Source organism: Halobacillus hunanensis, from assembly GCF_900166655.1.
Lineage (GTDB): Bacteria > Bacillota > Bacilli > Bacillales > Halobacillaceae > Halobacillus_A > Halobacillus_A hunanensis.
This window is the reverse complement of record NZ_FVZB01000005.1, coordinates 96,498-119,557: the sequence shown is the minus strand read 5'-3', so window position 1 is coordinate 119,557 and position 23,060 is coordinate 96,498. Positions and strand designations below refer to the sequence as shown.

At 42.2% G+C, this 23,060-nt stretch carries 20 protein-coding genes and 1 pseudogene; 8 read left to right on the top strand and 13 right to left on the bottom strand.

What is annotated here, in order from left to right:
* Positions 1-7: 7 nt before the first annotated feature.
* From B5354_RS01570 to B5354_RS01535, 8 genes and pseudogenes are all read right to left on the bottom strand, one after another.
* Positions 8-958 (bottom strand): nuclease-related domain-containing protein, encoded by a 951-nt coding sequence (locus B5354_RS01570; protein ID WP_176142377.1) that lies wholly within the window; start codon positions 956-958, stop codon positions 8-10.
* A gap of 133 nt (positions 959-1,091) precedes the next feature.
* A pseudogene (locus B5354_RS01565) lies at positions 1,092-1,283 on the bottom strand (ABC transporter); the annotation flags it as partial.
* A gap of 22 nt (positions 1,284-1,305) precedes the next feature.
* On the bottom strand, positions 1,306-2,298 hold the full coding sequence (gene bioB, locus B5354_RS01560) for a biotin synthase BioB (RefSeq protein WP_079525291.1): 993 nt from the start codon (positions 2,296-2,298) through the stop codon (positions 1,306-1,308).
* Positions 2,299-2,310: 12 nt separating this feature from the next.
* Positions 2,311-2,913, bottom strand: coding sequence for a biotin transporter BioY (locus B5354_RS01555; RefSeq protein WP_079525289.1), 603 nt, complete (start codon positions 2,911-2,913; stop codon positions 2,311-2,313).
* Between the two features lie 126 nt (positions 2,914-3,039).
* The gene (locus B5354_RS01550; protein ID WP_079525287.1) at positions 3,040-3,864 is read right to left on the bottom strand and encodes an aldo/keto reductase; all 825 of its coding nucleotides are present in this window, start codon (positions 3,862-3,864) and stop codon (positions 3,040-3,042) included.
* A 249-nt stretch (positions 3,865-4,113) separates the two neighbouring features.
* Positions 4,114-5,055, bottom strand: a complete 942-nt coding sequence (locus B5354_RS01545) for a nuclease-related domain-containing protein (protein ID WP_079525285.1) — start codon at positions 5,053-5,055, stop codon at positions 4,114-4,116.
* A gap of 257 nt (positions 5,056-5,312) precedes the next feature.
* Positions 5,313-5,540, bottom strand: coding sequence for a YuzB family protein (locus B5354_RS01540; RefSeq protein WP_079525283.1), 228 nt, complete (start codon positions 5,538-5,540; stop codon positions 5,313-5,315).
* A gap of 36 nt (positions 5,541-5,576) precedes the next feature.
* Positions 5,577-6,395, bottom strand: coding sequence for a riboflavin kinase (locus B5354_RS01535; RefSeq protein WP_079525281.1), 819 nt, complete (start codon positions 6,393-6,395; stop codon positions 5,577-5,579).
* A 100-nt stretch (positions 6,396-6,495) separates the two neighbouring features.
* On the opposite strand from B5354_RS01535, the gene B5354_RS01530 reads away from it, so the two are divergent.
* On the top strand, positions 6,496-7,038 hold the full coding sequence (locus B5354_RS01530) for an HD domain-containing protein (RefSeq protein ID WP_079525279.1): 543 nt from the start codon (positions 6,496-6,498) through the stop codon (positions 7,036-7,038).
* 7 nt (positions 7,039-7,045) lie between these two features.
* Here the strand turns inward: B5354_RS01530 and B5354_RS01525 are convergent, their stop codons facing one another.
* The gene (locus B5354_RS01525) at positions 7,046-8,539 is read right to left on the bottom strand and encodes a UDP-N-acetylmuramoyl-L-alanyl-D-glutamate--2,6-diaminopimelate ligase (protein ID WP_245804684.1); all 1,494 of its coding nucleotides are present in this window, start codon (positions 8,537-8,539) and stop codon (positions 7,046-7,048) included.
* A gap of 179 nt (positions 8,540-8,718) precedes the next feature.
* On the opposite strand from B5354_RS01525, the gene B5354_RS01520 reads away from it, so the two are divergent.
* From B5354_RS01520 to B5354_RS01505, 4 genes are all read left to right on the top strand, one after another.
* Positions 8,719-9,549, top strand: coding sequence for a YitT family protein (locus B5354_RS01520; protein ID WP_079525277.1), 831 nt, complete (start codon positions 8,719-8,721; stop codon positions 9,547-9,549).
* A gap of 147 nt (positions 9,550-9,696) precedes the next feature.
* Positions 9,697-11,163: a UDP-N-acetylmuramoyl-L-alanyl-D-glutamate--2,6-diaminopimelate ligase gene (locus tag B5354_RS01515; protein ID WP_079525275.1), complete on the top strand. Its 1,467-nt coding sequence runs from the start codon at positions 9,697-9,699 to the stop codon at positions 11,161-11,163.
* Positions 11,164-11,311: 148 nt separating this feature from the next.
* Entirely contained in the window at positions 11,312-11,974 is a 663-nt protein-coding gene (locus B5354_RS01510) for a type 1 glutamine amidotransferase domain-containing protein (RefSeq protein ID WP_079525273.1), read from the top strand.
* 191 nt (positions 11,975-12,165) lie between these two features.
* Positions 12,166-13,014 carry a GAF domain-containing protein gene (locus B5354_RS01505; protein ID WP_176142376.1) on the top strand — a complete coding sequence of 283 codons (849 nt, stop codon included), beginning with the start codon at positions 12,166-12,168 and terminating at the stop codon, positions 13,012-13,014.
* A gap of 45 nt (positions 13,015-13,059) precedes the next feature.
* Here B5354_RS01505 and B5354_RS01500 read toward each other — a convergent pair whose 3' ends face one another.
* Complete coding sequence (locus B5354_RS01500; protein WP_079525270.1) at positions 13,060-14,187, bottom strand: NAD(P)/FAD-dependent oxidoreductase; 1,128 nt, start codon at positions 14,185-14,187, stop codon at positions 13,060-13,062.
* A gap of 154 nt (positions 14,188-14,341) precedes the next feature.
* Positions 14,342-16,054 (bottom strand): DNA-binding protein, encoded by a 1,713-nt coding sequence (locus B5354_RS01495; protein ID WP_079525269.1) that lies wholly within the window; start codon positions 16,052-16,054, stop codon positions 14,342-14,344.
* A gap of 150 nt (positions 16,055-16,204) precedes the next feature.
* Between B5354_RS01495 and B5354_RS01490 the strand changes: the two genes are divergently transcribed.
* The gene (locus B5354_RS01490; RefSeq protein ID WP_079525267.1) at positions 16,205-17,437 is read left to right on the top strand and encodes a threonine synthase; all 1,233 of its coding nucleotides are present in this window, start codon (positions 16,205-16,207) and stop codon (positions 17,435-17,437) included.
* A gap of 202 nt (positions 17,438-17,639) precedes the next feature.
* Here the strand turns inward: B5354_RS01490 and cydC are convergent, their stop codons facing one another.
* Positions 17,640-19,361 carry a thiol reductant ABC exporter subunit CydC gene (gene cydC / locus B5354_RS01485; RefSeq protein WP_079525265.1) on the bottom strand — a complete coding sequence of 574 codons (1,722 nt, stop codon included), beginning with the start codon at positions 19,359-19,361 and terminating at the stop codon, positions 17,640-17,642.
* Entirely contained in the window at positions 19,358-21,091 is a 1,734-nt protein-coding gene (cydD, locus tag B5354_RS01480; protein ID WP_079525263.1) for a thiol reductant ABC exporter subunit CydD, read from the bottom strand. Before cydD ends, cydC begins: the two co-directional genes overlap by 4 nt.
* A 349-nt stretch (positions 21,092-21,440) precedes the next feature.
* Here cydD and motA point away from each other — a divergent pair, with 349 nt between their 5' ends.
* Together motA and motB are read left to right on the top strand one after the other, a co-directional pair.
* A complete protein-coding gene (gene motA, locus B5354_RS01475) occupies positions 21,441-22,253 on the top strand; it encodes a flagellar motor stator protein MotA (RefSeq protein ID WP_079525261.1) in 813 nt (270 codons plus the stop codon).
* Positions 22,231-22,989, top strand: coding sequence for a flagellar motor protein MotB (gene motB, locus B5354_RS01470; RefSeq protein WP_079525259.1), 759 nt, complete (start codon positions 22,231-22,233; stop codon positions 22,987-22,989). Before motA ends, motB begins: the two co-directional genes overlap by 23 nt.
* Positions 22,990-23,060 lie beyond the last annotated feature (71 nt).

The following is a 23,060-nucleotide window of genomic DNA, read 5'->3' as shown; positions in this document are numbered from 1 at the left end:
TCGGAAATCATAGCGGTATTTCGTACTTTCTACTCTTGGTCGCACCTATCTTTTTTCCACCCAAATTGACAAGCATTCTCTTAACAATGTGTTCTGGATCAAAATGTAAATACGCTCTTGCCTCTCGATTATAAATATAAGGATGCCGAAGACAAGCATAAGCTTGTAATGCCTGGATATGTGCGTCTTTAGACTTTAAGAAACATGATATACACTCCCATGCTCTTCTTTTCCATACCATATTCCCTGAACATGCTTGACAGTGAACCCCGGATAATAATTCTGATTCCCTGATCCCAAAAGCCCCTAAAATTTTCTGATGAACATCCGTATGTTCTCGAACCATTTGAGAAGCTATTAAATGTAACGTTGCCGAATTGATTTTTTCTTCTGAATACCGTTGTTCTATCATATTAAACCGGCTTAATAATCCTTCACTTTTCAAGATCCTTTCTGAATCTTTATCGTTCTTTAAATGGAGAATAGCACTTTTTATTGTGAATAATACAAATGCTTCAATAGGTAATTTTGAGGAATAGCTCTCTATCCACTTTGATAACTGCATCTGTTGACGTTCAATTTGGAGTATGGGATCAGGAAACGTATCTTCCTTTCCGTTTGAGGTGCGGGTTAATTGGTGAATATCACTGTTTAGACATAAAGATCCTGAAACGTTTTTCACTTCAAGTATAAGGATAAACTTCCGGGAGACGAGAACAGTATCCATTTGGAAAAAGTGCTGCCCGTCAAATAAGCGAAGATCATGAATAATGAGGTAATCTTTCTGGGGGATAAATTTGAGGTGAAAGTCTATTGACTTTTCGCCCTGGTAACCGGCTCGCACACGGGCAAGTGAATCTTGGACTAGCGACCTCTTTGGGTGGCTGGGAGGGAGTCGTCTGTGAAGTGCTTCTAAGTTTCTCAATCTAATCGGGTAAGATCGGGGTTTTATAATCATATCCATCATCCTTTCTACATATAATTATAGACTCCCGTTTAAAAAAAGTGAAAAGAACTTTATAATCTGATGCTTACTCTTCATATTCCGTCGCTTACATTAAAAAGACGCGCCAGGCGCGTCTTTTTAATGATTATTCTAAGCTGGCTTCTATTTCCTCAGCCATCGCCGACACGGATTGTACCCCCCCACCGGATAGGTACCAATATTCAGGGTTAAGGTAGATGATATTGTCATGTTTATAGGCATCCGTCTTCTTAACAAGCTGATTCTCCACTACTTGTTTTGCAGATGATTGTCCGCCAACGACAGCTCCGCGGTCAATGAAGTGCGTCCTTTTAAGCAAACTATACCGTTTCTTCTGTTGTTACATAATCAACTTCAAACCCAAGGTCCTCGAGCATTTGGTGATCCTTGGTTCCTTCCTGCCCTGCAGTAGTCAGATAATCTCCCACAAAAATGGAATTTGCCGGATAAAGACTGAGCGGCTGCAGACTCCTCAAGTTAACTTCTCTTCCGCCTGAGACCCGGATTTCTTTTGTTGGATTAATAAAGCGAAATAAACAGAGTACTTTTAAACAGTAGGTCGGAGTCAATTCATCGGTTCCTTCCAGCAATGTTCCATCGATGGCATGAAGAAAATTAACGGGAATGGAGTCAGCGTCAAGTTCTTTTAGTGCACGCGCCATATCAATGACATCCTGCTTAGACTCCTTCATTCCGATGATGACTCCTGAACATGGAGAGATCCCAGCTTCTTTTGCATGATTTACGGTAGAAACCCTGTCATGATAAGTGTGGCTTGTGGTGATATTGTCGTGATGCTGTTCGGAGGTATTAATGTTATTGTTGTAACGATCAACTCCGGCCTCTTTTAATTGTCGTGCTTGTTCGGGTTTCAGCAATCCGAGACAAGCACAAACCTTCATGTCATAATTGTCTTTAATTTCTTTGACCGCTGACGTAACAATATCCAACTCCCGCTTTGATGGTCCACGCCCACTCGCTACGATACAATACGTCCCTGACTTCAATCGATGGGCTTGTTCAGCCCCTTCAATAATGGTGTTCTTGTCCATCATGCGGTATTTTTGTATGGGGGCACCTGAATCTCTAGACTGTGCACAGTACCCGCAGTTTTCCGGGCAAAATCCTGATTTTGTATTGATAATCATGTTTAATTTTACTTGATTACCGTAATATTGTTTACGGACCAAATATGCACTATGTAACAACTCCAAGAGTTCCTCATCCGGACTATCTAAGACAGCAAGTGCCTCTTGATCCGTTATATCTTCACCTCGAAAAACTTGTTCAGCTAATAGCTTCCAGTTCGGCATGTGATTCCTCCTTTAAGCAATTTCCCTTTGCTGGCGAAAGGCACTTTTTGAAACGATGCTTTTCTCAAGCCGGTAAGCCATGACTCCCGCAAAAACGGATAGAACAATATCCTTTGGCAGTGGAAAGATCATCCAATACCAGGCCATCTTATAGGTAAACCCTTCCGGTGCATCAAACCAGAGGACATATGCTGCATACATCCAGTTCGTTCCGAAAATATAGTTAACTGCCATGGCCATTAAGGAAGCTAAGATATACATGGGTAAGCTGCGTTTCTTTTCTGCCATCTTACCGGCAATATAAGCAATGAAAATAAATGACACAATAAAACCGAAAGTTGGAAACAACAATGTTGAAAAGCCCCCTTTAAATTGGGCAAAAATTGGTGCACCAGCTAACCCTAATACCATGTACGTAAACATAGACAGCGCCCCTAATCGACTCCCAAGGATCAACCCTGCCAAAACCGCAAAAAAAGTTTGTAACGTGATGGGGACGCCTCCAATGACCATGAAGGGAGCAATTGATGTAATATTTGCTCCAATCGCCATCATCGCAACAAATAAACTTCCCATCGTTAAATCCAAAGGACTCCATCTTCTTCTAAGTTCCATGTTTCACCTCCTCTCTGCTTATAGCATAAAGTAATAACTCAATTTACGTCAACTAAATATATATTAGGTTAACATATTAGACATAAAAAAGGACGCTCTGCCAGCGCCCTTTTAACAAGACCCTATTTATCGTACATTCATTTCGCTCGGTTCCGGACCTTTACGCTCCCCGCGATCGAGCTCATTGATGCTGTTCATTTCCACATCACTCAACGTAAAGTCAAAAACATCAAAATTTTCTTCAATACGTGAAGGTGTAATGGATTTAGGAATCACGACCGTTCCGTTTTGAAAATGCCAGCGAATAATGACCTGGGCAGAGGATTTGTTATGCTCACGCGCGATGGATTGAATGACATCGTCAGTCAGCACGTCCCCTCCTTGCATGATCGGAGCCCATGCCTCAAGGAGAATTCCATTTTCACGACAAAACTCTTTCAATTCATTTTGTGCTAAATATGGATGGCACTCCACCTGATTCACAGCAGGCTTCACGTCACACTCATCAAGTAAACGCTGCAAGTGCTCGATATTGAAGTTGCAGACGCCAATAGCTTTCACTTTTCCATCTTTCTGTAATTTCTCTAAAGCTTTATACGTGTCAACATAGTCGTCGTACTCTGGAGTTGGCCAGTGAACGAGGTACATATCTACATAATCCAGTCCTAGTTTCTCCAGGCTTACGTCAAAGGCTTTTATTGTGTTGTCAAAGCCCTGGTCTGTGTTCCACACTTTTGTCGTGATAAACAGCTCTTCACGCGGTACGTTACTTTTAGCGATTGCTTCTCCGACTTGGCGTTCATTTCCGTAAATCGCAGCTGTGTCGATAGAGCGATATCCTGTTTCAATCGCTTTTGACACAGCCGGCTCGGCATCTTTTTCCTCAACCTGAAATACACCAAACCCTAGTTGAGGCATGTCAATCTTGTCATGCAATTTCACTGTGTTCATATTGCTATCTCTTCCTTTCTAATATAAAAGGGTTACCCTGCAAGTTTAGCACATCATACTCTATAGAATCTTTATAGGGATTTTAGGGTGGAGCGTAATTAAAGCAATTGGAGCGGTTTTCGGAAAACTTGAGCGTCTCACCTCATAAACGGAGCGAAACAGATAAGAAGGGAGCGATTTCAAGCGAAAGGTGAGCTTTTCACAAGAGACGAGCTTGTTCACGCAAAAGATGAGCGATCAATCAAAAGATCAGCGAAGTTTATAAAACAAACCTTCCAATGAATATTGTTTCAAGAGGCGTTTCATGACGTGGCGTGAATCTATATGAAGAAACTCCCTTGCCTGTTGGTTGGAAATGGAGGGAGAGATAAGATGAGCATAATCCTGGAGAGCCTGATGATGGGACACCCTGCAATTGGTGGAGCAGGAAGGACAGTGCCACTTTCCATGAAGGCGCTTCATGGGTAGAGTGTGGCATTGTGGACATTGAACTCCCGTAAGGATGTCTGATCTCTTAACATCATATTGGCTAATTAAATCAGTATTCAACTCAACATGTTGATCCAATAATTTCAGGGCAATCCGTTTAAGGTACGCAATTTCAACGTATTGTTTAGGATATTTTACAGCAAATGCTTTGATAAAAGCTGGGAGTGAATGTTTTCTTGCTACCTTCTCCTTAATGATTTCGTCATGTTTATCAAAGGTTTTGATAACCGCCCGTTCATTAGCAAAGACGACGAACCCTTCAATAGGTATATACTGACCCACATTTTGTTTCATCCATTTCTTCAGCAGTTCCACTTGTCTATCCACTTGATCAATCGGATCGGGGAAACCTTCTTCTATTCCATTCTTCATTCGTATGAGTTGGTTGAATCGACGATCAAAAGTCAGTACTCCCGCATAGTTTTTAACTTCAATTACCAGGAGGAGATGAGCAGTCAGCAATAACGTATCGATTTGAAAGAAATGTTGCCCATCATATAAACGGAGATCATGTAATATGAAGTGCTCACCTTGTACATAATTTAGGGAGAATTCTATAGACTTTTCCCCTTTATATCCCGCCTCCATTAAACAATAGTCCTCATTCACTCGGTTATGTTTCGAATGTTGCTGAGGGAGTCTTTTCAAAAGTGCCGATAATCCCTTCATTTTCGTTGGTATGTCTCTTTCTTTTATTACCATGACATGACACAACCCCTTTTAAGATAGATTAACGAGTATTACAATTCGACACTCATCATCACTATTCCTGTCACTTTTACAAAAAGCTCAAATAGCCTACTTTATCGCTCAGAATTTACTATTTTAGCTCGCTTTCACTTCCCAAAAGCTCCTGTTCCAGACTTAAGCGATCACACTCCACCCAAATTCGCTCCGCCCCCTGGCGCACATAAGTGTGCACATAAAAAAAAGAGACTGCTTCACTTGGCAGCCTCTACTCATTCAGCAAATAACGCTAATTCTTCTTCTATTTTCTTTCTAATCTTGTCCAAAGCCTCTTCAGGCGTTTTACCAAAAATGCGCGCTCCATTAACGAGTGCATATGGCTTTAGCGCACACAGACCGCAAAATGATAAACACTCGCTCATCAGCACAGCCACATCTGGATACTCTGATTCTATAAGGGTCTCCACATCAAGCTTGTTAATCAAATTGCCATCACATATTTCAACTACAACTACCCCATAATGATAGCTCCTTTATTATGAAATGACCGGCATGCCTAAGATCATTCTTGCATTCCGTTCATCCTGTTTCATTTGTTCGACGAGTACATCGAGTCCGTCAAAATCCTCTTCATCGCGCATATGCCGCAAATAACTTACGGTCACTTTCTCGCCGTATAAATCTCCTGAAAAGTTCAATAAATAGGCTTCCACTTTAAAGGTCTCCCCATTCACGGTTGGACGATAACCTGCACTGATTAAAGTGTAATAAAAGGCTGAAGTCTCTTTGTGCACTTCTACTACGCCGAGATACACGCCAGGCTTTGGCTTGACGTATTCATCAATGCCGCCAAGATTAAGAGTTGGAAAACCAAGCTGGCGCCCTAGAGCATCCCCTTTAACGACAGTGCCTGTCGTTTGGTAGGGCCGACCCATAAGAGACTGAGCGGCTTCCATTTGACCTTTTTCTACAAAGGTTTGAATGGCTGCTCGTTGAATCTTCTCATGGTTTAACGCGGGCTGGTGTACAATGGTAACAGGGGTGTCTTGAAAATCATACAGTTCAGCTGCCTCTTGTTGTAAATCTTCCTCGATCACGATTCGCTTACAGTTTAAAGGCTTGAGCTTAGAATGATCATAATATCGATCAACACCTAAATCGGTAAGGATGTGCAATTTATCTTCAAGGGAAGTTAAGACAGGTTCACGAGCGGAAAGATCCCAAACAGCTAGTTCGCCCTGAGATACTGCATAAGGTTTGGCTTTATTTATTAAGTGCTGATGCCCGCGGTGAAGACTATCGAATCTTGCTATTATGAGTACAACTGGCTGATCATCTACCTGATTGATTTTCATTTCACATGACTCCTCTACTCCATTTTATAACCCTGTGTCTATGGTATCTTCCAGGGGTACAGTTCGACAACTTTTACGCTTAAAAAAGGAGTGATCGCTAATGATAGAAAGGGCGAAACAATTCGCTGAAAAAGCGCATAAGGGGCAGAAACGCAAGAACTCTACTGCTGCCTATATCATTCATCCCATTCAGGTGGCTGACACCTTAAGATCGGCCGGCTGCCGGGAGGAGGTGATTTGCGCCGGATATCTGCATGACGTCGTGGAAGATACAATGTATGAACTTGCAGATATCGAACGAGAATTTACAAAGACGGTGCTTGATCTAGTAGCAGCCCATACAGAAGATAAATCAAAGTCATGGCAGGTACGCAAACAGCACACAGTAGATACGGTTCGAAAGGGCTCCCTTGAGGTAAAGTGTTTAATTGTTGCAGATAAATTAGACAATTTGTTATCGCTTGAGAAGGATTTCGAGCGCGATGGTGATGCATTGTGGCAACATTTTAACGCAGGGTATGCGCAGCAGAAATGGTACAATGAATCAATAGCTGAGCACATGACTACTGGAATTCCGAACGATGAAATTCCTGCCTTTTTTCATTCGTATCAAAAAGCTGTCGAACGCTTTTTTCGAAATTAGCCTCCCTTTAATTTGATTGTAAATAGTGCTCATGGATGATGTGTTCATCAGAATGCGGAATCTCTTCCCCTCTTACAATTTGAGCATTATTAATGCAGCCGCTCGTTAACAGAATAATGTCCCCAGCCTGTCCAAGCTTAAGGGAACTTCTTACCCCTTCTTCTCGGGTTAAAGCGGCATGGATATTGGACGCCTCCGGATCTTTAAAGCCTGTCATAACTTCGTCCACGATGGTTTGAGGGTCGTGGTATCCTGGATGGTCAACGGTTACGATGACCTCATCAGCTCTTCCTTCAATGGTTGCAGCCATTTTAGGCATTTTACCAAAATCACGAATTCCAATCCCTGCAATCATGACGATAAGGCGGCTGTGCCTCATTTTCTTGACTTCTTCTACAAGTCTATCCAGGGCAACAGGGGTATGAGCGTAGTCGAGAATAACTTTGGTACGACCAGGAACATCAATAATTTGAAACCGTCCCTCAGGGCCTTGAAGCTCAGGCAATACAGCTGCAACTTCTTCTATCTTGTACCCTTGAAGCAGAGCTACAGCTATAGCAGAGAGGACATTTGCTACATTATACGTTCCAAATACAGGGGTAAAAACGCGAAACGTTTTATTCTTGTATTGAATCGTAAACATAGACCCATCTTCGGTTACTTCAATCCCTGTACCAATGAGGTCTGCTTCGCTTTCTGATTTTAAGCTATATGTTAGTATTGGTCCTGTATAGGAATTTAAAAGGTCCTTACCCATTCCTTCATCATCAAGGTTAACAACCGCCTGCCTGGATTGTTCAAATAATTTCATTTTACTTGCTTTATAATGATCTATCGTTTTGTGATATTCCAAGTGCTCTTCGGAGAAATTAGTATGAATACCTATATCAAACATTATCCCCTCCACCCGCTTCTGAGCTAAAGCTATCGAAGAAACTTCCATGGCCGCTGCTTCATCTCCGGCCTCTTTCAAATCTCGAAAAATCTGGTGAAGATCAATCGCTTCAGGAGTCGTTGGCGTACTCTTTTTATACGTCCACTTTTCTTTCGATGACCATATCCCTGTTGTCCCGATCGAACCACTGGGGACCCCTAACAACTTCATTAAGGAACGCACATAGGCGGCTACAGTTGTTTTCCCATTTGTGCCTGTTATTCCAATCGTAGCAATTTGTTCATCTGCTTGATTATAAAAGTGTTTGGCCATAAAGGCCATCGCACTTCTTACATCTTCAACGACAACAAAAGTACAGGAAGGATAAGATTCACTTAACCTAGTAAGTTGTTCAGCATTTTCACCGATAATTGCTGAAGCACCAGTGCTGATCGCATCTTCGATATAGTGATGTCCGTCCTCCTTATCTCCTTTGATACTGAAAAACAGTGAAGAAGCTGAGGCCCGCCCAGAATGAAAGGCAAGGCTTGATACCATTTGTTCGTTTGGTCCGTGGATGTGCTTCACAACAACCCCTTTTAATTGATCGAAACGTATTGTCATCATAGTTATTCCTCACTCATTGTTTTTTATAGTCGCCTTCGGATGCTTCTGTTTTTTATCTCTACTTATTATTTACTTATCCGAATATATTATTAAGCATTTAGTATGAATCTTAAGACTTACTATTCTCGGTATATTTCCTTCCTCAAAATATAATAAAATAAAAGAAAGGAGGCATACCTATGAAACGTGAAGTAAAAGACATGATCATGATTATTATCGGCTCATTTGTTTTTGCGATTGGCGTAAACTATTTCGCAATCCCAAACCGTCTATCTGAGGGCGGCGTGATCGGGATTACGATTGTTACCTATTATCTGTTTGAATGGTCGCCTGGTATTGTAAACTTCGTCCTGAATACCCTGCTCGTTGCAGTCGGGTACAAATTTTTCAATAAACGCGTGATTGTCTATACTGTTGCTGCGATTATTTCCTCTTCTCTTTTCTTACACTTCACAGTGGATTGGGGCAAAGAGATTAGTGATCCATTACTTGCGGCTTTATTCGCTGGTTTAGCTGTCGGATTCGGTCTTGGCTTGATTTTCCGTTCTGGCGGTACATCTGGCGGCTCCGCCATTCTTGCCCGGCTGGGAAATCAATTTTTCGGATGGACGATTGGCAAAGGAATGCTTGTTATTGATATTGCCGTCATAGTAGGATCTGCCTTCATCATTGGGCAGGAAAAAGCCATGTACACTCTTATTTCTGTTTATGTCGGTGCAAAAGTTATCGATGTCGTAGTAGAAGGAGCAAACGAACGTACTGCGGTTATGATCATCTCAAGCTACCCCGATCAAGTACTCGATGCAGTGACAAACCAAATGGCTCGTGGAATCACAGTTCTTGAAGGAAAAGGCGGTTACACAGGTTCACAACGAGAAGTGCTTTATCTTGTTATTAACAAACATGAAATTGTACCCTTCAGGAAGATCATTCTAAACATTGACCCAAATGCTTACGTTACGGTGCATGGCGTTCAGGAAATCTTTCGCAAAGGATATAAAGGGAGATAAGGTTATAACCCCATTCCCTCTTTATGGCTTATTTATGAATCGTTTAGCTTATTTTTCTTTTTTGCCACATAGCATGCTGCTTATTTGATAAAATTAGCATTAAAACTTGACTTAATTTTAAATACAAAAAAGGTGTGCACGATATAAATGAAACTTGATCAACTATTGCAAGATATTCCCTTTCATCACGAGGATCTGCCGGGTTCTGATGAAGTGGTCATTCATGGGTTGACTGATTCTTCACACAAGGTGAAACCAGGATTCCTATTTGTCGCCATTTCAGGTTATCAGCTTGATGGGCACGCGTACATTCAAGATGCCATTAACAATGGAGCTGCTGCGATTATCGGCGAAAAGGATTACCAAGTTACCAAGGTTCCCTATATACAAGTTCCAAACAGCAAACAAGCATTAGGAATTCTTGGGCGCAATTACTACCAGAACCCTGCTTCACGCAAAATCATGGTCGGAATTACAGGAACAAACGGAAAAACAACGACCAGCTATTTAGTGAAGCATATTCTTGAGAGCATGGGTTACTCATGTTCCCTCCTTGGTACGATTCAAAACGTTATCAACGGGGAGCATTCAAAAACAGTCAATACTACTCCAAATGCATTGACTCTAAACCAATTAATCGATAAAAGCGATGACGAGGTTATCATTATGGAGGCCTCCTCACATGGATTAGCGGAATACCGTCTGGAAGGCCTGCATTTTGATCTGTGCTTATTTACAAATCTGACACATGAACACCTTGACTACCATGGGAGCATCGACCAATACTATGAAGTCAAAAAAGCATTGTTTCGAAAATTAAAACCTAATGGCACTGCTGTCATCAATTCCGATGATGCTTATGGGGAACAGTTAGCTAAAGAGCTTAAACAAGAAGGCTTACGAACATACACCCTTGGCACGTCAACTGCAAATGATTTACAAATATTAGAACACCTTTCTGCTGCCCCGCCTTCATGCCGATTCAAAGGTCATGACATACATACACTTCACTCTCCCATGGCCGGAATCCACAACCTTTACAACACTCTCCAAGCTTACGCCGCAGCGATGCAGCTTGATGGAGAGGCGAAAGCAGTTTTAGAATCCATTCTTGATTTTCCTGGTGTACCTGGTCGTTTTACAACGTATTCCCTTAAGAACGGTGCTACTGTCGTGGTAGACTATGCTCACACAGCGGATGCGGTATTCAATTGTTTACAAACGGTTCAGGAATCAGAAGCGAAAAAAATCACCCACATTTTCGGTTTTAGAGGCAATCGGGATCAAACAAAAAGGCAGGAAATGATGAATATTACTGCTGAAATGAGTGATCAATTTATTTTAACAATGGATGATTTAAACGGGGTTCCTCAAAGCGAGATGGAGGAAGTGCTGACCTTTTTTTTAAACCATACAAAATTCGGACAAGGCGAACTCATACCAGACCGAACACTCGCGATTAAAACAGCTATAGATAACAGCAAACCGGGAGAGTGGATCGTCATCACGGGTAAAGGGCATGAAGAATACGCCCAATCCTATTCGCTACCCACTCATTCAGACGAAAGCACAGTGAATTATGTACGAAAAAATGAAATTTCTGAAGCCAATTAACGTGAGCAGCTATACTAGCTGCTCACGTTTTCTATAAGGCCCCCTTCCTCGCATAGCTCTTCTACCTCTTGTTTTCATGTTTTGTAAGGCCATGCATACGGGAATAGTTGATCTATGTAACTTACCAATAAATCCTGGGGGAATTTAAATGTCTAAAAAGATCTTAATGGTCGTTACCAATCATGAAAAAATTAACAAAGATAAAACAACTGGTATTTGGCTGTCCGAATTCGGTGAAGCTTATAATGAATTTATAAAACATGGATATGAGGTAACCGTTGCCAGTCCCAAAGGCGGTAAGGCACCTGTTGATCCAAACAGTGTCAGCGAGGATGAACCGCAGGAAATCCTTGACTCAAAACAATACCTCGAGCATACGATTTCCCTTAGTGAGCTGTCTGCTGAATCTTTTGACGCCATTTTCTTGCCGGGCGGGCACGGCACGATGTTCGATTTCCCAGACAATCAAAAGCTTGCAGCATTAATCCGGGACATGTATGAGTCGGATAAACCCGTTGCGGCTGTTTGTCACGGTCCAGCAGGGCTGGTCGGTGTGAAGCATTCAAACGGAGAACCGCTTGTTAAAGGAAAGCAGATCAATTCGTTTACAAACTCTGAAGAGGCTGACACTGCTCTCGATCAGTACATGCCTTTTCTCCTGGAAAGCAAACTTCGTGAGTTAGGAGCAAACTTTGTGACGGCAGATAATTGGTCAAAACATGTAGAAGTAGACGGTTACTTAATTACAGGGCAAAACCCTCAATCTACTTTAGTCGTTGCTAAAGAATTCATGAATCAACTTGACCGCTAATCGGTGGAAGAGAGTCCTGACCTCGAGCAGGACTCCCTAACCCTTATTCGTATAAATCAGCTTCGTCACATGGTACAATGACCCTAACAAAATGTTATCGTCATTATTTGATGTACACGTTTACGGTGATTGCTACAGCACTTGGAGGATGAAAAACGCATAAAGATGTATGGGATAGGAGTATGAAGAAAATGCATAATCACTCAAATGACCTTCACTATCTTTCTGTTAAAGAAGCTGCTGATGAAATTCTGGAACATGTTAGTAAGGTTATCAATGTTAATACTGTTTACATAGCTAAGAAAGATAATGGGCACATGAATATCATCGATGCTTATAATAACAGCGACCATATTCTAGATGCGAATATTCGTATGGATTATGAGCAGTCTTTTTGTCAATTTGTAATAGAATCTGGTGAAGAAGTATTCACCTCAAATGACCTTTCATTACACTACATAAAGGAAAATGCAGACCTGCCCGTAGATGTTAGTGTGAGAGCCTTTATGGGAGTGAAAATCTACGATCGGGATGGAATGGAATTCGGCACACTGTGCGTAATGGATAAAGAGCCGCGCAAATTCACTGAAGAGGAAGCATATTTCCTACGGTCTGTCGGCCAAATTTTCAGTTATATCATTAGCCTTGACCAGACTCAACAGCGTGTTGACCTTTTGTCTGTACCCATTGTCCCAGTGACAGAAGGGGTGGTCGTTCTTCCTTTAGTAGGGATCGTGAATGAAGATCGATCAAATCACCTGCTCGAAACCATACTTCAACGAATTTATCAAAAAAATCTGGATTACTTTATACTTGACCTTTCTGGCATGGTGAGTTTTGACGACTTGTTTACCAGCCATTTATCAGATATTGTTAAGGCTCTGGAACTGATGGGGGTTACCCCTATTCTTACAGGGATTCGCCCTGACATGGCGATGAGTCACCTAAGTCAGGATCCTATGTACAAAGGGCTCAGAATTACACGCAACCTTGAACAGGCTTTAAAAAAAGTAGGGTTTCGCCTTGTTAGAGAAGAATAATTGTAAAGAAGCACAACCTTTAAGAGGTTGTGCTTCTTTACTTACTTATTTATTTTTTGGAAAAGCATGCTCGACCTTATAATCCTCTTTATGAAGTTCCGTGTCAGTACCAAGGGCTATTCTCGCTAATTCCGCCCCGATAAATGGACCTGTGGTAAGACCTGATGCTCCTAAGCCATTCGCCACCAATATCCCTTCGAAATTTGGTATCTCTCCAAAAACAGGAAGGGAATCAGGCGTGAACGGTCTAAATCCTACCCGCGCCTCAAGCATCGTACTTCGAGCCAGTCCTGGCGCTACTGCCAGCACCTTAGTAAAAATTTCATGAATCCCTCCGGCAGTAATGCGCGAATCAAATTTTTCTTTCGTTTCATGTGTTGCTCCTACTATAACTCTTCCCTGATCAAAGCTGAGCAAATATTTATTTGTTGGCGGCATCACAACCGGCCAGTCACCTGTTTCTGTTGCCGGCAATTCCAAGTGCACAATTTGTGCTTTTTGAGGATGCACGAGAAAATTCACGCCTAATGGTTCAATAATTTCCTTCGCCCATGCACCCGCTGCCACAATCACCTGGTCAGCCTCCAACTGTTCTTCTTCCGTTTTCACACCTGTAATTTGCTGATCTTTCACAATTAAGGAAGCATTGCCTTTTAAGAATACAGCGCCCTTTCGTTTAGCCGCATTTACTAAAGCATCACGAAGAGCTCGGCCATCTACACGAGCAGCACCACTCATGTGAACAGCACCATATTCCTCAGCAACAGGTGGATACATTGTCTGCGTTTCTGACGGAGAAAGACGAGTGATTTCGCCCATTTCTGGTGCATCCTCCCTGCGCTCTAGGGCCCGCTCCATCATTTCATCCAGTTTTTCTTCTTCCGTATGAAGACGGAGTGCTCCAACGCGTTTGTATCCTGTCTCCTGTTCTCCATCTGCTTTCAGCTTCTCTACCAATGCAGGGTAATATTTCGCGCCGGCTTTAGCTAATCGATACCAGGCTTTATTTTTTCGTTTGGTCAGCCATGGACAAATGATTCCTGCTGCAGCATCTGTCGCCTGGCCAGTATCCTTACGGTCAACTACCGTCACCTCGGCCCCTGCTTTAGCAAGGTGATAGGCGGTTGAGGCACCAAGTATCCCTGAACCTATAACAATGTACTTCTTCTCCACAAAAAACACCTTTTCTAATTAAAATTTAACCTATCCTCTTATTCTACAGGATGCGAGGATAGGTCACAAAATGGAGGATTGTTCCACGTGAAACGCATGATATTGACAAGAATCCCAAATTGTTTAGTTTCGTGATCCTGCTCATGGATATAACTTATTTGTTCAATTCTTCTACTATCATTTCCTCTACCGTTGCCGGTCCGTTCTCACGCACTTTCACCTGCATTTGTACATGGTCGCCTTCACGAAGGAATATGGCCAACGGTGCTTTACTAACGTTGACTGAATAGATCGTTGTATCCCCTTCAAGGATAAATTGAACAACTTGACGGGAATCTGTCGAAGTCACAAGCACACGGTTGACTACCCCATCTTTTGCAGTCGTTTCAACGCCTTCGCCTCCTTGAACATTGCTTGGATCTTGAGCTAGCTGTAATCGATACGCAGTTAGTGTCTCTTTAGCTGTTTCACCAAAAACAGCAAAATCAGAATCGTTCGCTTTAATGTATGCATATCGCTTAAAAAGCCCGTTTGGATCAAGCACATTGACAATCCAAGTAGGATGACCATCTACGTTATACAGAACCGGCATGGAACCAGTCCAGTTTTTCTCAGGGAACTGCTTATTTACGATCTGCCTTGCCCCTTTACTGTCCATAATCCCGCTGTTCTTCTTGCCGTTATAATAGGTCAATTCTCCTGTCCTTGCATCAATTAACGTGTAACCAAGTGCTGAATCAATATTTTCTTTAGGCGAAGCCATGTCTGTAAAATAATACATGTCTCCATCATCGCCAAAGATAGGGGTTACACTGCTTTCTGTTCCTGACTCATTAGGGATTTTAACATCCTTTTTTCCAAAAATGGAATTGAGCAAACCATGAACATACTTACCAAAGTATTCATTCTCACCTGTCGCAAGTTCAGAGCTGATCGACCCTTCAATGAAATCAGGAGCTTCGCTGGCTTTGTAAGCCTTTACCTCTCCTGAAACAGGATCAACCACAGCAACCTTCACTTTCTCAAGATCGGGCCGATTGGTTAACAAAACTGGTTTGTATATCGTTTGAACATACCAAGGCTTCCCTTCATCGTCCACCTCGATCTGAGCTTCCCCACTTTGGATATAATACGGAAACTCCATATAGACCTGACGCTGGACATTGTGATTAAAGTAACTTGAATTTGTGTAGCGCATCTTGCTTTCCACAAATTCAGGCTGGGCATTAATGTTCGTTGCTGGAATCGTAAAATATCCCTCTGTCTCTTTTCCGCGAAAGTATCTCCAGAAGCTTGTAAATTCGACTGGGGCGACATACGAAATTTCATTGTTCACTTCCTGGACCTGTAGTTTTCCAAGGTCATAAAACTGGGTATTCGGTACGACACTCATTGACTTCTGAACTTTGTTACGAGCTGATTCCGGTGCTACGGATATCGGTGTATTCTCTTCGTTCAAAGGCTTCGCTTCCCCTGCCTCCTGTTTCGAAATCGAATTATACGTCTGATTCACCGAGAAAATACCGATTACAAAAATGGCTGCAATAGCCAGGGCCGTAATGAAAAACACGATAGCAGGCGTTGATTTGTGGATCGTTTTTTTATCGATAACTGTTCCCGCTCCCACATACATAGCCGGTGCTAATATAATGGCAACGACTGCGTTCATTAGCAGCATATTAGGAACTGTAATGGCCGGCATCCAAATGTAGGTGATGATTAAAACAATTATATATCCGATTACAAATAATCCGAACGCTCCTTGAATGATGCCTTTTGCTTTGTTTTTATTCTGCAGAGCCGCGATGATCGTTAGTAATAAAAACAATAAAAAAGGAAATAAAGCAGCTAGAAATATCCCCGTCATGACACTCTCTCCTCCGTTTGCATTTTAATTGCCATCATTACTTACGGAGCAACTAGCCATTTCGTTTCAAAAATTACCGTCAGACTTTGATAATTTTTTCTGAATACTATGATACTATAAAAACAACTTTACATATTGGAGGGGATTGCATTGCGTTATAGTTATATCTCTCATCTTTACTGTCCGAAATGCTTGCAGACCTATGCGAAAGATGCCATTCATCATTTATGTGATTGTGAGGCTCCGTTGCTAGTTGAATATAACCTGGATCAATTAGCAAAAGAATGGAGTCCCGCCGATTTGGAGCGGAGAACCCCCGATCTATGGCGCTACCATGAACTTCTTCCCGTTCAGTCACAAGAACATGTCACGACAATGGGAGAAGGGATGACTCCACTCCTCTCGATGCCGACACTTGGTGAAAATATGGAACTGCCGAATCTATTAATGAAAGATGAGGGAATTATCCCTACAGGGGCATTCAAAGCTAGAGGTGCAGCTGTTGGTGTATCAAAAGCTAAAGAGCTGGGAGTCGAAGCTCTTGCCATGCCCACAAATGGAAACGCTGGAGCAGCCTGGTCCCTCTATGCTGCTCGAGCGCATATAAGTTCAACTATTGTAATGCCTGTAGATGCTCCATCCATTACAAGAAACGAATGCGCCCTATCTGGTGCTAATCTCTTTCTTGTAAACGGCTTGATCAGTGATGCTGGAAAAATGGTAGCTGAAGCTGTAAAGAACTATGGCCTATATGATGTGTCTACACTAAAAGAGCCTTATCGAATTGAAGGGAAAAAGACAATGGGGCTGGAAATAGCTGAACAGTTGAACTGGCAGCTGCCGGATGTCATCCTCTATCCAACAGGAGGCGGCGTTGGATTAATTGGTATTTATAAAGCACTTCAGGAGTTGCAGGCACTTGGTTGGCTGGAGGGCCAAAAAATGCCTCGACTTGTAGCTGTGCAGGCAGAAGGCTGCGCGCCTATTGTGGAAGCCTGGAAACAAGGAAAAACCGAATCTGTATTCTGGGAAAACTCACAGACACAAGCGTTCGGCATAAACGTTCCTAAGGCTATCGGTGATTTCCTTATTCTCCACGCCCTTTATGAAACAGACGGATGTGCGATCGCTGTAGAAGAAGAGGAGATCCTTAAAGAACTGAAACAAGTCGCCAAGCTTGAAGGATCCTTTGTATGCCCAGAAGGTGCCGCTGCATTTTTAGCTGCCCGCCAACTAAGGGAACAGAACTGGATTAAACAAGAGGAGAGTGTAGTCGTTCTTAATACGGGAGCTGGCATTAAGTACCCTGACACCGCGGAAGTTGATGTTCCAGTCCTTGAACCTGGTGAATCACTTCCATTAGACTCCTCTTTTGTAAAATAGTTGGAATTCGTGTTGCTACACATGAAGCAGGTTCCGTATTTTTAATAGGAGAATAGGGGTGGGAAACCACCCCTATTCTCCTTACTCCCCATCTAGCTGATGGAACGGCTGAGAATTATGAAATTCACTCACATGCATTTCATTCTTACTTTATGCACAACTTCTTTTTTGACATCACTCTTAAAACATCTAACGTCCCCCGCTACATAAATACACTTTTCTCGATCTGTTTCATTTGGTAGAAGTACCCACGCTTGTCCATTAATTCATTAAAAGTACCCTCTTCCACGGTCTCGCCGTGCTCCATCACAACAATTTTATCCATGTGCTCAAGCCCTGTTAATCGATGACTTACAACGATGAGCGTATCACTCTCGGCTGCTTCGAATAAATGCTGGTAGATTGTGGTTTCCGTAAGCGCATCCACTGATGAAGTGGGTTCATCTAAGACCCATAAGGACTTCGATCTAAGCAGTGCCCGAGCTATTGCTAAACGCTGTTTTTCACCACCAGAAAGATTTTCACCCTTTTCTAAAACTGAATCAGTTAAATGAATATGATGCAATTTCACTTTCTCCAGTGCTTCCTCCAGCTGTCTATCCATTAAATCATCGCCCGCCAGCATTAAATTTTCTCTTATGGTACCGAAGAAAAAATGATTTTCCTGCAGCACTACGTTTGTATGACCCCAGAGACTTTCCTGATCGAGGGAATCCAGTGATGTTCCCCCAACTTCGACCTTCCCTGTGTACTCCATCTGTATTTTTAATAAAAGCTGGAGCAATGTGGATTTACCAGAGCCACTTGGCCCAACGATGGCCGTTTTCGATCCTGCCGGTAAGTGCAGGCTGACGTTCTTCAAGGTCGACCTTACTTCATCTGGAAATGTAAAGCTTACTTCGTGCATATCGATGGCTAAACCTTGCTGCTCCTGAAGCTGAATAGAAGCTTGATTAGACTGAGTCGCCTCACTATTAGTATGCACTACAGAAAACAGACGGTTTGCTGCCCGACGGCTATCCTCTAAATGAATTGGAAACACGGCCATAGGAGTAACATTTTCGAAAACAGTCAATGAAATCATGACAAGCATAGCAAGGAAGATCCCTTTTAATTGCCCTTCAGCAACCAAATAAGCACCTAAAGACAGTACAACCCAGGATGCAACTAGAGAGGCCAATGAATTCATAGCCTGACTTAAGGAAGCATGGATACCAACCTTCTCCTGCTCTCGAATATAGTAGTCCGAAGACCCTTTTAACTGGTTTTCTTTTTCCGCGAGTTTACGATAGATTTTTAGATCGCGAAAGCCATATAGCAATTCTGTTGTCTCTGTTGATAGAACTCCCCGTACTTCGCGAACTTGACCTTCAATTTTCCGCTGCCGCATAGCGAATAACAGCGGTACCATCAGGGCAGTAATGATCAATCCCCCTAGAAGAACAAGTGCAATAGACAGTGAATAAAAAGTTGTAAATATGATCGTAAACAGGAACACAATCAGCAGGACAATAGGAGGATAAAATACACGTAGAAAGAAGTTTTGCAGACTTTCTACATCCCCTACAATTCTAGCTAACAAATCACCGCTGCGATACTTCTGAAAAATCCTTGGAGCCAGCGGTTCCAATTTTTCATAAAAGGACACACGTAAATGACTCAAAATCGTAAAAGTAGCTCGATGAGAAACATATCGTTCAATGTAGCGGCTTATTGCTCTTATGAACCCTAGCAGTTTGACGAAAGATACGACTAAAATAAGCGTGTAAAGCGGGGGAATGAGCGCAGCCTTTGATACCAAATAGCCACTTGCCCCAAATAGTCCCACAGCTGTTATTCCTGCAAGAAACCCGAACAAAATGGATAGTAAGATATCTCTCTTTTCTCTAACTACGAGCTTCACTACCATGAATAGGTCTTTCACTTCGTATCACTCCCCTGTTGAACAGAAACCATCTGACGATATTCTGAAATGGATTCGATTAAGTCTCCGTGTGTTCCCTGCCCCGCTAATTCTCCGTCATCCAGAAAAAGAATTTGATCTGCTTGTTTAATCGTGTGCAGCCTATGTGCGACTGTAATGACAGTCGAAGTCCGTGCTAACTCTTTTATGGACTGTTGCATTATCCTTTCCGTCTGAAGGTCTAGCCCTGTCGTGGGCTCATCAAAGAGAATAACAGCGGGTTGTTTCAGGAAGGCTCTTGCAATAGCAACACGCTGTTGCTCGCCTCCGGAAAGTCCTCGTCCCGCCTCACCCACAGGCGTATCTAATCCTGATTCAAGGGAATCTATCAGGTTAGCAAGCCCTGCCTTGCGGGCTGCTTTATCAATATTCATTCGTGAAGGGTTGTCTTTACCGCCGATCGCAATATTTTCTGCTATCGATCCTGAAAATAAATACGGTTGTTGAGAAATATAACTTAACTGATCAAACCAATCCTGTTCCTTATAATCTGATAAGGGCTGTCCATTTACGATAATTGCTCCTTCTTGCGGATTCATCAGTCCAGCTAGTAAATGAAGCAATGTTGTTTTCCCAGAACCACTCCTCCCAACAATCGCAATTTGACCATATGATGGGATGATCGTAGAAATGTGATGTAAGGCAAAAGAATCTTGTCCATAACTGAAAGATAAATTTTCTAACTCAATATGAGGTGGTCTTCCTTCATTATAAAGTTCCTGATTTCCCCAGCATACGGACACTTCTGGTTCATCCAATTCACCTTGCACCTTCTCCGCTGCCCCTGCACTTCCCCTGCCAGTATGAAAAGCACTAGCCAGATCCTTTAGGCCGGAGAAAAATTCAGGCGCAAGAATTAGGATGAAAAACGCTGTGAAAAAGCTGATATTTTCATAGACAACAAGTTGAATGGCTATTTCAAGCGCAATCAACCCTATACTAAGCATAGAGATAAGCTCCATCATAAAAGAAGAAACAAAAGCAATCTTTAACACTTCCATGGTAGCCTCACGGAAATCGATGCTGCTCTTACGAATTTTTTGCTTTTGATGGGAAGACTGTCCAAATAGTTTCAGGGTTGTCAGCCCTTGTAATGTATCCAGGAACTGTCCAGAGAAAGCGGCAAGCTTATCCATCTGCTCCTCAGATTTATCTTTGGTTTTCATCCCTATAATCGCCATGAAAAAGGGAATAAACGGGGCAGTCACCACGATGATCAGTCCTGAATAAAGGTGTTGTGTAAACACGATAACTAAAATCATGACTGGAACGATTGCAGATTGTATAATCTGTGGAATATAACTGCTAAAATACGGGTCAACTTCATCCACCGCATCCATCAAAACACTTACTTTCTGACCAGATTGACCCTGCAATGATGCTTGGATAGGATTACGAGAATACTTAGCGAGGAGTGAATCTCTTAGATCACGTTTGGCTTCAGAAGCTATTTTCACCCCTGCCCACCCATTAACGTGAGTAAGCAATGCACGTCCAATAATGACTAATAGTAATCCAGCTAATAAGAGGAATACTCCCTCGAACGGCTCTTCCTGCAAATAAATCCGTTCAATAATATCCACAAAAAAGTATGCCTGACCAAGTATCATCATCCCGATTAAGACAGATGAAACGACTAACAGTGCGATCAGATTTTTTTGTCCGAAAGCTATTTTACTTAGATGTTTCATAGTCCTCACTATCTCCCAACTGGTTGTAATTAGTGAAATGCTTCACAATGTCTTCGGATTCATTATAATAAATTTTCTGCTTACGTGCTAAGGATGAGTTTTTCATTTTGTCAAAATTCACCTTGATAGATTTCCTTTTTTTACTTTATAAATGCCACGAACTGAACGATAAAATAAATAGAGTTACTAGTTATAGTTTCCGGCAAAATTACGTTACATACAAGTACAGATGGATTCATCCGGCAAATAGAGGAGGCTGCAGCGTGTTTGGAGTCAATCACTTACTTAATGGCAGAAAGCATTCCGCGAAAATTTTATATAAACTAAAACATAAGCAAGAGGTGAGAGCATGGATAAATCAACAATTATTGGAATTATTTTAAGCATAATTGCAGTATCGGCAGGAATGGTCTTAAAAGGCGTCAGCTTAGTTGCGCTCATCAACCCGGCTGCATTACTCATTATCTTTCTTGGCACAGCAGCAACTGTATTCATAGCCTTTCCCATGAGTACAATTAAACGTCTCCCTGCCCTTATGAAGATTCTGTTTAAGGAAACAAAGGGAAATGACTTCCATTATTTAATTACCCTTTTTACGGAACTGGCAGACTTTACCCGTAAAGAAGGTTTGCTTGCTTTAGAACAAAGGATCGATGAACTGGATGACCCGTTTTTAAGATCGGGACTGCAATTAACGATCGATGGTCAGACCCCGGAATTTATCCGGGACGTTTTAGTAGAAAAAGTGGAAGCCATGGAACACAGGCACCAAAAAGGGGCAGCTATTTTCACACAAGCCGGTACTTATGCCCCTACATTGGGAGTACTCGGGGCTGTAATCGGTCTTATTGCGGCACTAGGGAATATGGATGATACCGAAGCTCTTGGCCATGCGATTTCAGCAGCATTTGTTGCTACGCTTTTGGGAATTTTCTCAGGATATGTGTTATGGCATCCTTTCGCAAACAAGCTGAAGGAAAAATCAAGAAATGAAGTACAGTATAAATATGTGATCATCGAGGGTGTTCTGTCGATTACAGAAGGAGAATCCCCGCTAGTGGTTAAAGATAAATTAAGTGCCTATTTATCACCCTCTGACCTTGCTAAGCTACATTCGGAGGCAGATAAGGAGGAAACCAATGAGAAAGAAGAAACGGCGTGAGGAAAATCACACCGATGAGTCCTGGCTTTTACCCTATGCTGACATGTTAACACTGCTTTTAGCATTGTTTATTGTTTTATTTGCCTCAAGTGAAATTGATGCACAAAAATTCAAAAAGTTTTCTGAGGCTTTCCGAAATGAATTCAGTGGTGGGGAAGGACCCATGGAACATGAGGAGAGCCCAATAGAACCATTAAGTATAAGCAGTGATGAGGAAGAAAAGGAAAAAGAAGAAGAACCAAAAGTTAAAACTCAGACAGAAGAGAACAAACTGTTACCTTTAAAATCTTTACAGAAGGAAATTGAAGGTTATATCGAAGAAAATAAGTTGACTGGTGAGCTCACAACGAGTTTGTCAGAAAAGGGATTGTTAGTCGTTATTTTGGATAACGTGTTCTTTGGATCAGGCAGTGCAGAAGTTAAAAGAGACGGTATCGGCATTGCTAATGATATGTCAGAGATTCTCAACACAAAGGAACCGCATGAAATCATCATTAGCGGCCACACGGACAACCGCCCAATTCGCAACAGCGATTTTCAATCCAACTGGGAGTTGAGCGTAATGCGAGCCGTAAATTTTATGAGTTTACTGTTAAATAATGAAAAGCTCGACCCCCAGCTCTTTAGTGCCAAAGGTTATGGTGAGCACAGCCCTGTAGCGCCAAACGATACACCGGAAAACAGGGCGAAAAACAGGCGGGTTGAAGTGTTAATTCTCCCTAATTTCATGCAGTGAGTCTTGAGTGAAATCAGATAAGGCAGCCCGAAAACAGAACATACGTTCGTTTTTATGGTAGGATTGCCTAA